General features: G+C 38.4%; 12 protein-coding genes. 6 read left to right on the forward strand and 6 right to left on the reverse strand.

What is annotated here, in order from left to right; translation table 11 throughout:
- Positions 1–235 precede the first annotated feature (235 nt).
- From AN392_RS03535 to AN392_RS03545, 3 genes are all read left to right on the forward strand, one after another.
- Positions 236–1,039 carry a hypothetical protein gene (locus tag AN392_RS03535; RefSeq protein ID WP_055011850.1) on the forward strand — a complete coding sequence of 268 codons (804 nt, stop codon included), beginning with the start codon at positions 236–238 and terminating at the stop codon, positions 1,037–1,039.
- Complete coding sequence (locus tag AN392_RS03540; protein ID WP_055011851.1) at positions 1,027–1,413, forward strand: hypothetical protein; 387 nt, start codon at positions 1,027–1,029, stop codon at positions 1,411–1,413. Before AN392_RS03535 ends, AN392_RS03540 begins: the two co-directional genes overlap by 13 nt.
- A gap of 545 nt (positions 1,414–1,958) precedes the next feature.
- On the forward strand, positions 1,959–2,351 hold the full coding sequence (locus AN392_RS03545; RefSeq protein ID WP_055011852.1) for a hypothetical protein: 393 nt from the start codon (positions 1,959–1,961) through the stop codon (positions 2,349–2,351).
- A gap of 144 nt (positions 2,352–2,495) precedes the next feature.
- Here the strand turns inward: AN392_RS03545 and AN392_RS03550 are convergent, their stop codons facing one another.
- Complete coding sequence (locus AN392_RS03550) at positions 2,496–3,677, reverse strand: PQQ-dependent sugar dehydrogenase (protein ID WP_082424777.1); 1,182 nt, start codon at positions 3,675–3,677, stop codon at positions 2,496–2,498.
- Here AN392_RS03550 and AN392_RS03555 point away from each other — a divergent pair.
- Positions 3,662–4,123: a hypothetical protein gene (locus tag AN392_RS03555; RefSeq protein WP_010389738.1), complete on the forward strand. Its 462-nt coding sequence runs from the start codon at positions 3,662–3,664 to the stop codon at positions 4,121–4,123. The genes AN392_RS03550 and AN392_RS03555 overlap by 16 nt on opposite strands.
- 86 nt (positions 4,124–4,209) lie before the next feature.
- Here AN392_RS03555 and AN392_RS03560 read toward each other — a convergent pair whose 3' ends face one another.
- Positions 4,210–5,409 carry an Nramp family divalent metal transporter gene (locus tag AN392_RS03560; RefSeq protein WP_055011853.1) on the reverse strand — a complete coding sequence of 400 codons (1,200 nt, stop codon included), beginning with the start codon at positions 5,407–5,409 and terminating at the stop codon, positions 4,210–4,212.
- 421 nt (positions 5,410–5,830) lie between these two features.
- Between AN392_RS03560 and AN392_RS03565 the strand changes: the two genes are divergently transcribed.
- Positions 5,831–6,880: an endonuclease/exonuclease/phosphatase family protein gene (locus AN392_RS03565; protein ID WP_055011917.1), complete on the forward strand. Its 1,050-nt coding sequence runs from the start codon at positions 5,831–5,833 to the stop codon at positions 6,878–6,880.
- Positions 6,881–6,932: 52 nt separating this feature from the next.
- Here the strand turns inward: AN392_RS03565 and AN392_RS03570 are convergent, their stop codons facing one another.
- A complete protein-coding gene (locus tag AN392_RS03570; protein ID WP_055011854.1) occupies positions 6,933–8,096 on the reverse strand; it encodes a DUF3103 family protein in 1,164 nt (387 codons plus the stop codon).
- A 267-nt stretch (positions 8,097–8,363) separates the two neighbouring features.
- On the opposite strand from AN392_RS03570, the gene AN392_RS03575 reads away from it, so the two are divergent.
- Positions 8,364–8,783 carry an MAPEG family protein gene (locus tag AN392_RS03575; protein ID WP_010389742.1) on the forward strand — a complete coding sequence of 140 codons (420 nt, stop codon included), beginning with the start codon at positions 8,364–8,366 and terminating at the stop codon, positions 8,781–8,783.
- A 52-nt stretch (positions 8,784–8,835) separates the two neighbouring features.
- Here the strand turns inward: AN392_RS03575 and yddG are convergent, their stop codons facing one another.
- From yddG to AN392_RS03590, 3 genes are all read right to left on the reverse strand, one after another.
- A complete protein-coding gene (gene yddG / locus AN392_RS03580) occupies positions 8,836–9,738 on the reverse strand; it encodes an aromatic amino acid DMT transporter YddG (RefSeq protein WP_055011855.1) in 903 nt (300 codons plus the stop codon).
- Between the two features lie 182 nt (positions 9,739–9,920).
- A complete protein-coding gene (locus AN392_RS03585; protein WP_055011856.1) occupies positions 9,921–11,768 on the reverse strand; it encodes an ABC transporter ATP-binding protein in 1,848 nt (615 codons plus the stop codon).
- 109 nt (positions 11,769–11,877) lie between these two features.
- Positions 11,878–12,333: a phosphate-starvation-inducible PsiE family protein gene (locus tag AN392_RS03590; RefSeq protein WP_008110035.1), complete on the reverse strand. Its 456-nt coding sequence runs from the start codon at positions 12,331–12,333 to the stop codon at positions 11,878–11,880.
- Positions 12,334–12,559 lie beyond the last annotated feature (226 nt).

The following is a 12,559-nucleotide window of genomic DNA, read 5'->3' on the forward strand; positions in this document are numbered from 1 at the left end:
TGAACTGGAAGGGGTAGGCCATTACCCCTAATTAGAACAGGCAAATCAAGTAACCAAATGCTTTATTGAATTTCATTGGCTAAAGGTGAAGCATTAGGTTTTAAAAGTTAGATGTTGAGATAGGTACTCTTGACACTAAAATCTTTGAAAAGTATATTGGACTAGTTAGAGGAACTAATAGAATTGTTAAACAAAAGTATTTTAGCAATTATTACTAATGATAATGGAATATAAAATGGATTCAACAGCTGCGAACCCTCAAAAACACTCTCTTACGCTCGATATTTTTGAAGAGCATCTTCATAGAGCAATCGATAAACCCACTGTTAATTATCGTATGGTACGGGTAGGGCCCTCTCGAAATGGCCGAGGTACCAAGCTAAAAGTTCATAACGGGGCTCATAAAGCAACTTGGGCTAAAACGACCATTAATAGTCGTTTAAGAACCATAAATATTGATGTTTACCTTAATTTTAAACAAAACAGTTTGCAACAAGGCGATTATCTTAAATTAAAAACGTTGGCTATAGCTGGTATTAAACAATATTGGTCAAATACGATTACAGTAGCGGGTGTGCGTTTTAATGTAATAGTTAATCCTTTACATAAAAGTAGTTCTGATGCCATTCCTGTAGACCTAGAGATAGAAGAAAGTGAAAGTTATGGTCGTTCAATGAACCCAGCTATATTAGGTATTGATGCGAGTTTTATTTATCAAAGAGGCGCACCTCGCGCAACAGAGAAACAAGTTGATGATGAATTTAAATTAGTATCAGCTCATGAATTTGGTCATTCAGTATTGATGTATACAGGTGGTATTAGCATGTCTTGGGGGCATAAAGGCTCCACTAACGTATTATTGCAGAATGTGAAGCCGTCTACGCCAGGTTACCCTAGTAGTGGTAGGATTGATTTAATGAAGTATTATGATACTAATAAAAGGTCTCCAAGTGCATTCCAGAGAGTCAAAAATTCAGCCGCTATCGAAATAGATATTCAACGATTAATATGGAGTTCAAAAATTGTATGGACGGTTTAAAGTTTTGTTTTAAATATTCATTTCTTCTTATAGTTCTTCTTTTTCTTAATGGTTGCTCCAATATCTATTGGGGTAGTATTAAAAATAACACCAGCGAGGTAATTAATGTAAAACTTACTTTTTCTAATAAACATGGCACTCATTTTTTAGAGCTACAACCAATCAAATCACAAGAAAATGAGCTTTGGCATTATGAGCAATCTTCATTGGTACTGACTAAAATAGATAAGAACTTATCTAAAGTTGAAGCAATAAATAGTGAGGGATGTACTGTTATCTTCAATCGAGAGGCAATTGATAAAAAAGTCGAGGAACATCAACTAGAAGTCGTTATTGAACCACAAGACTTTATAGATGCTTGCGCAAAACAATAATAAGCTTATAAAGACCTAGCTCAAAAAATGAATTATATGTGAGTGATATATTTTAGATAGATTTATAGTCTGATAAAAATTTAAAAGGAATAAATATACTCATATTTTATTCTTATTGGTTCTTTGATTCTGGAGTTTAGCTATACATTCTCCTTAGCTACTTTATTGCTTAACCAAATATCACCCATTAACATGAATATAGACTATTTTATCCATTAAGTAGTGCACCCCCTCTATTGATTATGCCTCTTTAGTCTTTGCTAGACTCAACCTCTGAGATGTTGCTAAAAGTAAAAAAACAGATACCTATCTTATATGCTTTTTCTTTGCTTCATTGAAACTTACAAAGATAATTGAGGGGAAGTTTATTAATACCGTTTTAGAATATAAAAGTATCTTCTCCAGATTATCCAAAACAAGGAAAGATTGATCTCATAAAGTATTACAATGACACAAAAAGCACCGCTAATCTGAAGCAACGGATTACACGCAGTGAAGCGATTGAAGTTGATATAAAAAAGATTAATTTGGAGTTCAGAGGTTCTATGGAAAGATTAAAGGTATTAATTTTTGGATTACTAATAACTTTTGTATTGAGCTCATGTTCAAGTATTTACTGGGCTAGTGTTAAAAACTCTACGGCTGAAGAATTAATGGTTAAAGTGGTGTTTAAAACTGAGTACGGTACTCAGGTAATGGGCATGCCATTAAAAGCAGGTGAAGTAAACGTTTGGCAATATGAACAGTCATCAATTGAATCAAAAATAATGGATAAAAGTTTATCTTCAATTGAGATAAGTGACGGCAGTGGCTGTTACTTAGTTTTTAATAAAGAAGAGATAAAAAAGAAGGTTAAAAATACAACGCGGCAAATCGTAATTTCTCCTGATGACTTTCAAAAAGCCTGCGAGAGGAAAGTTAATTTAAACACACCATAAAAATCTTTTAGTAAAGCACCCCTAAAGGGTCTGACTTTAAGTATGAATTTAGCTTGCTGCTACTTTTAGTCTCGTAGGTTTTATTTTAATGTTTAACTTTTAAAATAAATCCTACGAGACAATCACCATTCATTTAAGTGAAAATCACTTTGGCGTTATCTGCATTAACCTTGCCTCTTTTCCATCCGTTAATATCGCCACATTACCTTCAGCAGTGACAAACACATCTCTGAGCCTTCCTGTGGCTTCTGGAAAAATATGCGACTGGGTGTATTCACCATTTGCTAAATTAACGCTGTAGAGCTTTTTATCGACCAATGTAGTAATAAGCACGTGGCGTTGCAGTGAAGGGAAGGCTGCATGCTTAGAGCCATAATATGCCATGCCTGATGGCGCAATTGAGGGCGTCCAATCTACGGTTGGTTTAGCCATGCCTGGGTAGTCTCTAAAGGGCGAAATACGTGCTTGCGAGTAGTCATCACCGTTGGTTATTACTGGCCAGCCGTAATTGGAGCCAGGCTTTAAATAGTTGAGCTCATCACCGCCTGCGGGGCCGTGTTCGTGGCTAATGATTTGCTTGGTATCGTAATCATAAACCAAGCCTTGCAAGTTACGGTGTCCGAGTGAATAAATGGCATGCGCGGTAGGGGTTTCATGTTTAATAAACGGGTTATCGCTTGGAATAGTGCCATTTAAATTAATTCGTAGCACTTTACCTAATTGGCTGGTTATAACTTGTGCTTGCTCGCGGTAGTCAAAGCCATCACCACTTGAAAACAATAAGCTATTATCGGGAAGTACAAGCGCCCGGCCAGAGTAATGCTGTGGTGTGCCCTTATCGGTGGCAACTTTATAAATAATTTTTGGCGTTGAAAATTGCGCACCATCAAACTTAGCTTTGGCAATAACGAGTCTGTTTGCATCAAGCTCACCTTGGGCATAAGTGAATATTATTTCTTTTGATTCACTGTAATTTGGCGAAAGTACTATATCGAGTAAACCGCCTTGCCCTGCAACGTATAAGCCCTCGAAGTTTATTTTAACTCGGCTTTGTTGGTTGTTTTTAATGATGACAACATGGCCATCACGCTCTGTAACTAACCACGTATTGTTTGGGAGCTTAACCATGCTCCATGGTGAATTGAGATCTGTTGCTAAGGTACTAGCAGTATATTGCTGTGTTGGTAATTCGGCACTGACGTTACAAGAAAACGTTAAAAGCGAGAGTAGCGTAATACAACGTAGAGATTGTTTACCCTGCAAGCCTTTGCTAGTGTAAGGAAAAAGTTTCATTTTAAGTTGAGATAACCATGCAGTTTTTAACACGTACACTCCCTTCATTTTTAGTTTCTTGGTTACTTACATTCACTCTTGCTAGCTTGTTTCATAGCCAATACGTTGTCAATCAATTAGTTAATGTAGGTGTAGTGGTGGGCTTTAATGATCGTGTTAATTTAACCCTTGAAGATTGGCTTGGCTTGCTACCTACTTACGGCGCTATTATTGCGATTGCACTTGCTCTCGCATTTTTTGTGACCTGGTTTATCGCGAAAAAGCTTAAAAATCAGGGGATACAATTATTTGTAACTGCGGGTATTGTAGCGTTTGCAACAGCGTTAATTGCTATTGAATCTATTATGAATATTACTATTATTGCGGGTGCAAGAGGCTGGGGGTTTTATGCGCAATTATGTGCAGGTGCAGTAGGGGGTTATGTATTTGCAAAACTCATTAAGGCAAATAAGCAAAAGACAGAGCATCACGGTTTTTAAGTGAGTATTGGTCTGCAATGCAATGCAATGTAAAAAGCCGCTATTAATACAGCGGCTTTTGTGTGTTCATAAATCGCAGAGTAGTATTAAAAAATCAAACTAAAGAGCTTGTAACTACTTAGGCCAAAAATAAGTACTAACACTGGTAAAGTAAGTAGGTTTACCAATACTGAGTTAGTGTATTTACCCATTACTGCTTTTTGATTAACTAACCACACAAGGTAAGTGGTGACTATAGGCAGCAATAAGCCATTGGCAGCTTGGGCAAAAATTATCACCGCGACAGGGTCTAACCCCAGAGAAGCCACCGCCGCACCAAATAATAAAATAACAATGGCAACGCTTTTAAAGCGGGTGTTATCCATTTTATTTGACCAACCTAACATGCCACATACTGCATACGCACCGGCAAGGGGGGCCGTTATTGCGCTGGTTAAACCTGCGGCAAATAAACCAATAGCAAAAAAGTAATGGGCGGCATCGCCAAGTAAGGGTTCAAGTTGTACCGCCATATTGGCAGCACTTATTTGCCCTGCATCGGTGCCATAAAACGCTACTGATGCGGTTGATAAAATAGCTAAGGTGATCACACCACCTAGGGTGATGGACACACCGGTATCTATATTGGTTTCTTTAATTACTTTTTGTTTGTCACTCTCGCTGTCATGGCGAGCAGCCAGTACCCCTGAGTGTAAAAATAAGTTGTATGGCACTATGGTCGTACCTACCAATGCTAATACTGTGGTGACTGAGCCCTCAGGCATGCTAGGAATAAAACCAGCTAATACGTCACTGAGCGAGGGAGCCGCCATAACAAGCGTAGAGATAAACACTAGGCTCATTAAAATCACTAGTAAAATAAGCGCATTTTCAACAACTTTGTGTTTACCGCTATAAAGTAGTATGGCACTTAAAAATGCAATCAGTGGCGTCCAAAGTTGGGCATTTACCTGAGGGAATATTTCAATTAATCCCATGCTGGCACCGCTTAAATTACCAGCCTCGTAGGCGGCACTGCCAACACCAATGGCGCTGATCACTAAAAATATAGCGAGAGATTTAAATAGGGGAGTTTCAATATGGGCTCTTAGTGCTTGTGCTAAGTCTTGCCCAGTGGCTACGCCTAGGCGCGCCGCCATAGATTGTAATAATATGGTGGCAATTACTGAAAATAGTAATGTCCATATTAGTGCAAAACCAAAGTTTGCACCCGCTACGCTCGCGGTGGTAATAGTCCCTGGTCCAATGAAGGCAGCGGTGACGAGTAGTCCTGGTCCTAATCGCATAGTTTGACCCTAATAGTGCTTTTTATATTGCTATTTAAAGTTACACCTAACGTTTGTTTAACGTGATGCCTGTAATATTGCTGCCACTTATACTAAGTGCCTTGCAGCATTAGCCGCCCCTTGGCTTTGCCTTTTTTGATAACCATATGTTAAAAAAGGTCGCGTAGCATACCAACTTGTATATAAATTTAAAGGGGATAGGTTTCGTTTGCTTAAACTTTAAACGATTTAATTGGTTTTAGTTGTTATCAAGCTTTGGCACTCAGCAAAAATCTTATATGATGTTGACAATAGCACACAATATAAACTTTCAAAGGCGACCATTATTAGTGACTGTAATACATCACCTTTAACTGATAACTCAGAACAATCCCCTGAGATGATGATAACCAATTCAACATTAAAAATAGCCACATTTAACCTGTTTAATTATCTTGAGCCACCTAATGCTTATTATGAGTTTGAGCGGATATATACCGCGGAGCAATGGGCAAAAAAACAGCGCTGGATTATTGATTATTTAACCGAGCATCAGCCCGATGTAATTGGCTTTCAGGAAGTGTTTAGCATTGAGTCGCTTAGAGAATTAGTAAAGCAGCAAGGTTATGCGCACTTTGCTGTGGTGGATGAGCCACAGGTAATAGATGATTTTATTTATAAACGCCCCGTTGTGGCAATAGCAGCAAAATACCCCATCGTTGAAGTAGCAAGCGTTAAACACGACTATGAGCTTGCCAGTACTTTAGGTTTAACTGAAGATTTTGCCTTTAGCCGTAGAGTACTTAGAGCCACAATAAGTTTGCCGCATATCGGCAATACCGATTGCTATGTGGTGCATTTTAAATCTAAACGGCCATCAATTGAGATTGATGAAACTAATAAAGAACTAACCGCTGAAAAAAACATTATTGAAATTTTAAAAGCAAATGTAGCGGGTGGCTGGGGCTCAACTATTCAGCGCGGTAGTGAAGCAACATTGCTGATGATAGAAATGATAAGTCGTCGTGAGGCCACGCAACAGCCTATGATACTAATGGGAGATTTTAATAACGACCTAGCTGATGGCGTTTTAAGCCATTTACTAACCAATACACTGCGTTTTTCCCCCGCGTTTGATAGTAAAACCTACCTTGCAAAATATTGTCTTAACGATGCGTGGCAGTTGTTTACGAAGTTACACGATGATTGCGAGCTTGATGAAGTAGCTAATGAGTCAATACAAGGTATTACCGATAAAGATAATCGATGTTTAAAACCATTACGAAAAGCAACACATTACTTTGGCGCAAGCAGTTCAGTACTTGATTATATTTTGCTGTCTTGCGAGTTTGATTCTGGCTATGACGACAGTTTTTTTGAAGTAAGCGATTATCATACTTACGATCGTCATTTAATTAACCCCGAGTTTGAGCGCGACGATTTAAGTACCGATCACGGCGTTGTATGTATCACGCTTAAACTGCGGGAGTAATGATTAACTCACCACTGTTTAGTTACCAAGCCAAACAGTGGCGAGTCGCTATTTACTGACGAGGGTTAATCTCTAAAGGTGACAAGGTAATAGTAGCATTACTGCTGGCCCCTTTATATTCTTGATAGTCTTTGTTTTCAAATAGCGTGTAAAAAACATCAACATAATCATCATTATTGGTAAACCATTCATCAGGCATTGCTTTAAGCAATTCATTAGTAAGTTTAGGAATAATAGTATAGCCCTGTGCTTGTAAATCAGGGATACTTGCCATTACTTGCTCTGATATTTCTAATAATTTCATTGCTAAGGTTTTATAATTAGTGTTGTCATCTTGCTCCATTAAAAGCAAATCGACCGCTTGCCAACGATAACGTTGCCAATGAATTAAAACCTGATTAGGGCTGTAAGTGGTTTGGTCATGATCTAAATAAGGTAAATCAACAATATCTAATATTGGTTCATCTCTGCTAGGATTAATCCCCGTTACGATGGCATAAACTTCTGCCTTTCCTGAAATCCAAGGTTCTTTATCATCCTCTAAATGTATTTTTTTTTGCACGCTAGTTTGTAATGGCTGCTCATTACTTAATTGATTTTGTGGGCTAACCATGTTTTTGCTGAACTTGTTAGCAGACAAAATTCCTTTCATTACTGCAATACCCGCATCCTGTACTTTTTGTTGATCTAACTCCACAATAAAAACAGGTTGGGTTGGCATTTGGTCAACGCTCAGATAATGAATGTCACCAAACTGATCGAACGCTTCAATCTCGCTCCATTGGCTATCGTCACCAGCGGGTGCAAATGCGAATAAAGGGCTTTCTCCTTGTTGCCAATCAGTAAGCATGGACTCACTTGCCAAACGAACTTGTAACAGGCTTCCTGTATTGTTTGGTAAGCCTTTAAGTTGTTGTAAGGCGCTATTTGCCTGACTTATATTACGCTTTGTATGCCGTGCTACAGTTGATAACTGATCAGCATTTAAAACTAAGTTATATTTATTTACTGATTGTTTTAAATCAGCATTCAACACTGAATAATTAAGCGCTACTTGCTTTGCGAAATTACGCTTAATAGTTGCTACGTTTTTGTATTGAGCTTGCTGTATCAAGTTTTCTGCATTTTCAATATGAGCTTGAGCTGAAAAAGCAGGTACTGATATAAAGTTCAATAATGCCGCTGTAGTTAAAGATTTGGTTATTTTATTTTTCATACAAATTCCGCCGTTCCGTTTCTAGTAACACTATAAAACAATAATTAGAATAAATGCTCAAGTTAAATTTATAAAATACGTAATTAGTATTAATGTTGGCTTGCGGTTTGATATACATTACATAAACACCGTAATTTTTATATAAAGCAGGAATCTATTACAAAAAATGTATATTTTATAAAATAATTTATATACATATCAGTGGTTTAAATTTGGCTTAATAGTTGCTGTAACTATTATTCTAATAACAACACAAAGGAAAAAACAATGACCGATATTGCACATTCTGCGTTTGTAGCATTTTATTTATACTTAATTATGATGTTAGTTCAGTGGGCCGTGGCGACGTTTAGTAAGGCTAAACAACCCGGTGCAGTGCCAGGAAAAATAGATAAAGAGCTATCTCATGAGAGTTTTATATTTAGGGCGCATCGTACTTTTCATAACACCCTAGAAAACAGCGCGTTGTTTATAGGAACGGTTTTATTTGCTTTTGTGATGAATTATCACAGCTCGGTATTCGCAATATGTATTTGGGTATATGTGATTGCACGTTTAATTCATATGGCACTGTATTACGCAATTGCCACCGAGAAAAACCCCAGCCCGCGTAGTTACTTCTTTTTAATCAGTGTGATAGCAAACATTGTGATGTTAGTGCTGTTAGGACTGCGATTAGCTAGTTAAGTAAATGATTATAGCGAAAAGCAGGCAGCCTCTAGCTTTTCGCTTACATATTTTATCGGGCTGGCTTTGTTTTTCGGGTCACAATAAAACACATTAATGAGCCTAATGTCACTAACACAACGCCTTGCCAGAGTGCGCTGGTGAGCGATACTGATAAGTAAATAGCAGCAAATAGTGTTGATAACACAGGGATAAAGTAAGACAAGGTGCCTAACAACACTAGGTTACCGCCAATTATTGCTTGGTTCCACAGTGCGTAACCTCCACCAATAACCACGCCTGCCAATATTAAGGTAAAGCTAGAATCTAGGCTAAACTCAAAGCTGGGTTCATTACTCAATCCGTAACTTATCCATAAAGAGATTGCCGTGGCTGCAAAAAATACACTAATGGCATTTTTACCCTCGCTAAGTTTTACCGTTACACTGCAATACACAGCCCAAATAAACGCCGCTGCAAACGCCATAGAGTAGGGCAATGGGTTGTCACTTATATTAGCGGTTAATACTTCCACAGATAAACCACTATCACCTGCAATGCACCATGCAACCCCTAAAAACGCAATCAGTATGCTCGGGTAGACTAATACGCTTACTTTAATGCGGTTAACAATAATCGATAATAAAATGGTTAACGCTGGCCAAAGGTAGTTAATAATCGCCATTTCCAACGCTTGCTGGCGACTATTTGCAAAGCCGAGGGATAAAGCTAAACATATTTCGTAAATAACAAATAAGCTGCCACCAAAGACTAAATAGCGTTTTGGATAATTGCTTAGCTTTGGTACACCCATGACTAACATTAAAAAAATCGCACTGACGCTATAAATTAAAGCGGCACCGCCAATTGGGCTAAATAATTCTGATAAATCTCGAATAAAGGCAGTTAAACTGCTCCAAAGTAAAATAGCGAGCACTCCATAAAGGGTGTATTTATGTTTGCTTAATAAAGACATGGTGAATTGCCTGATGAATGATAAAAAGTCAGTCGCGAATGTGACATTATAAAAACAGTGAGGCAAGAGGTGGGCTATAAAATTCGACTAAAAGGCTATAAATAGCGTTTAAAATCAATAATAAAGTTAAATTTTAGTAAACAAGAGCAGACCAAATGATGACCTACTCTGAGATGGTTTTTTTATTCAATACCAATAAAGCCGCCAGTTTGATGTGCCCACAGTGCAGCGTAAATGCCGCCTTGGGCAATTAACTCATCGTGACTGCCTTGCTCTACAACGCCACCTTCATCAAGCACAATAAGCCTGTCCATTTGTGCAATGGTTGATAATCGGTGTGCAATAGCAATAACCGTTTTGCCTGTCATTAAATCATCTAAGCTTGCTTGAATAGCTGCTTCTACCTCTGAGTCTAAAGCGCTGGTGGCTTCATCAAGTATAAGAATAGGCGCGTTTTTAAGTAACACCCGAGCAATAGCAATCCGCTGGCGTTGCCCGCCCGAGAGGGTTACTCCTCGTTCGCCCACTTGTGCCTCAAAGCCTTTATTGCCTTTGCTGTCTTCTAAATCGTTTATAAAATCGAGCGCTTTGGCTTGTTTGGTCGCATGGAGCATTTCCGCTTCGGTTGCATCAGGTCTGCCGTATAAGATGTTGTCTTTTACTGAGCGGTGCAGTAGTGAGGTGTCTTGGGTGACCATAGCGATATAGCGGCGAAGGCTTTCTTGGCTTACATCAGTTATATTTTGGCCATCAATACTAATACAGCCTTTGTCTGTATCGTAAAAACGTAGCAACAAATTAACTAATGTGGATTTACCTGCGCCAGAGCGACCCACTAAGCCAATTTTTTCGCCCGGTTTAATATTTAAGTTTAAACCGTTAATTACTGGGCCTCGGTTATTTTCATTAGCGGCTTTACCATAATTAAAGTGTACATTGTTAAAATCGATTGCCCCTTGAGTTACTTTTAAACTATCGGCTTTTGGCTTGTCATCAACCGCAATCGGGTTTGAAAGGGTGCGCATGCCATCGGCTACGGTACCAATGTTTTCAAATAAGCTGCTAATTTCCCACATTATCCATTGAGCCATACCATTAAGCCTTAACGACAAACTCAATGCTACTGCAATAGCCCCCGCACTAATGGCACTTAACGACCATAAATACAAAGACACCGCTGCCACCGAAAATACCAGTAAATAGTTCAAGCTTTGAATAACCACGTTAAGGCTGGTTACTAAACGCATTTGTTTATATACAGGCTGTAAAAATACGTCCATGCTTTGTTTTGCATATTGCTCTTCGCGTTGAGTATAAGAAAACAGCTTAATGGTTGAAATATTGGTGTAGCTATCAACAATACGGCCAGTCATTTCTGAGCGTGCATCAGCTTGTGAGCTAGCAATGCTTTTTAACCGTGGTACAAAGTAAATTTGCACGCAAATATATAATGCTAACCACACTAATAACGGCAGCATTAAGCGCCAATCTGAGGCGGCTACTAAAAACACCATTGAGCCAAAATAAACGGCAATGTACATCAATACATCAAGTAACTTAGTGACTGACTCACGCACGGCCAATGAGGTTTGCAGCACTTTAGTGGCTATTCTTCCGGCAAATTCATTTTGATAAAAGCTAACACTTTGGCGTAATAAATAACGGTGCGCTAACCAACGTATCGACATCGGATAGTTGCCCAACAGTGCTTGATGTAAAATAGCCGACCTAAAAAAGACTACCATGGGCATCACGACCAAGAGCATTAACCCCATTTTTATTAATTCGGATTGTTGCTGCGAAAAAAGTTCTTCAGGGGTGTACTCGCCAAGCCAGTCAACCAGTTGCCCCATGTAACTAAATAAAGACACTTCTAAAATAGCTAATAATGCGGCACTGAGCGACATAAGGACTAACGACAGTTCCATGCCTTTGGTGTAATGGCGGCAAAAGGCAAATAAGGTATTAGGAGGCTGAGATGGAGAACGCTCCGGGAACGGTTTAGTCATCCGTTCAAATAATCGATACATATTAGAAGCTTATTAAGTATTTATAGAGGTATCCCACTATACCATTGTAAAGCGCAAAGGCGCAGTGGGAATGAGGTATTTAGCTGTTATCTTAAGTTAAGTTAACGATTTACAGTTTTGTATGACCGGTTTTATTTTTTACCAGCCAGTAAGATATACCTAAGGCTAAAGTCACTAATGCAAGGCCAATAATTTGCTCTGAGGTCACTAATTTTAAATCTAAAACAATAATTTTACGCGCCACAGCCATTAGTGCGGTGGCAATGACCAGCTCAACCGGCAGTGAACTGGAGCCTAAATATAAACGAATATTGGTAAATATTTCTACCGCAATAAGCACCACCATAAAAGCACCAAAGGTTTGCAGAATGTCTTCAATGTTTAATAAAAAGTAAGGGGGAGAGCTCAATCGCATATATAAAACATATACTACATCAGCAATACTCCAAAAAATAACTAGCACCATGAGCACCGCTAATATTTTAATAGCAAAGCGAATCGCATGATGTAAATACTGCATAAGCGGGTCAACATGATCCTCAGGTAATTCTTCGTGTTTCTTCATATTTTTACAGCACCTTATTATTTTTAAACAGGGTATATAAAATGATAGCTGATTAATCGTGTTTCTCTCTTTAATATACGTACAAAACAGCATAAGTGATTATTTTTATTAAACTAGAAACTGAGCAAGCGATAGCTAAACTAAGCGTGTTAATTAAATGTAATTTAACCTGAGGTTTTTAACGTCTATCTCAAATGCATTGCTGTATACCTGCAGAGCTGTCATT

The organism is Pseudoalteromonas sp. P1-16-1b, from assembly GCF_001401785.1.
Classification (GTDB): Bacteria; Pseudomonadota; Gammaproteobacteria; order Enterobacterales; family Alteromonadaceae; genus Pseudoalteromonas; species Pseudoalteromonas undina.

What these genes read in the sequence shown, in the direction of transcription:
- AN392_RS03535 (WP_055011850.1), top strand. Translation starts at nt 236, where the DNA reads ATGGATTCAACAGCTGCGAACCCTCAAAAACACTCTCTTACGCTCGAT.
- AN392_RS03540 (WP_055011851.1), top strand. Translation starts at nt 1,027, where the DNA reads ATGGACGGTTTAAAGTTTTGTTTTAAATATTCATTTCTTCTTATAGTT.
- AN392_RS03545 (WP_055011852.1), top strand. Translation starts at nt 1,959, where the DNA reads ATGGAAAGATTAAAGGTATTAATTTTTGGATTACTAATAACTTTTGTA.
- AN392_RS03555 (WP_010389738.1), top strand. Translation starts at nt 3,662, where the DNA reads ATGCAGTTTTTAACACGTACACTCCCTTCATTTTTAGTTTCTTGGTTA.
- AN392_RS03560 (WP_055011853.1), bottom strand. Translation starts at nt 5,409, where the DNA reads ATGCGATTAGGACCAGGACTACTCGTCACCGCTGCCTTCATTGGACCA.
- AN392_RS03570 (WP_055011854.1), bottom strand. Translation starts at nt 8,096, where the DNA reads ATGAAAAATAAAATAACCAAATCTTTAACTACAGCGGCATTATTGAAC.
- AN392_RS03575 (WP_010389742.1), top strand. Translation starts at nt 8,364, where the DNA reads ATGACCGATATTGCACATTCTGCGTTTGTAGCATTTTATTTATACTTA.
- yddG (WP_055011855.1), bottom strand. Translation starts at nt 9,738, where the DNA reads ATGTCTTTATTAAGCAAACATAAATACACCCTTTATGGAGTGCTCGCT.
- AN392_RS03585 (WP_055011856.1), bottom strand. Translation starts at nt 11,768, where the DNA reads ATGTATCGATTATTTGAACGGATGACTAAACCGTTCCCGGAGCGTTCT.
- AN392_RS03590 (WP_008110035.1), bottom strand. Translation starts at nt 12,333, where the DNA reads ATGAAGAAACACGAAGAATTACCTGAGGATCATGTTGACCCGCTTATG.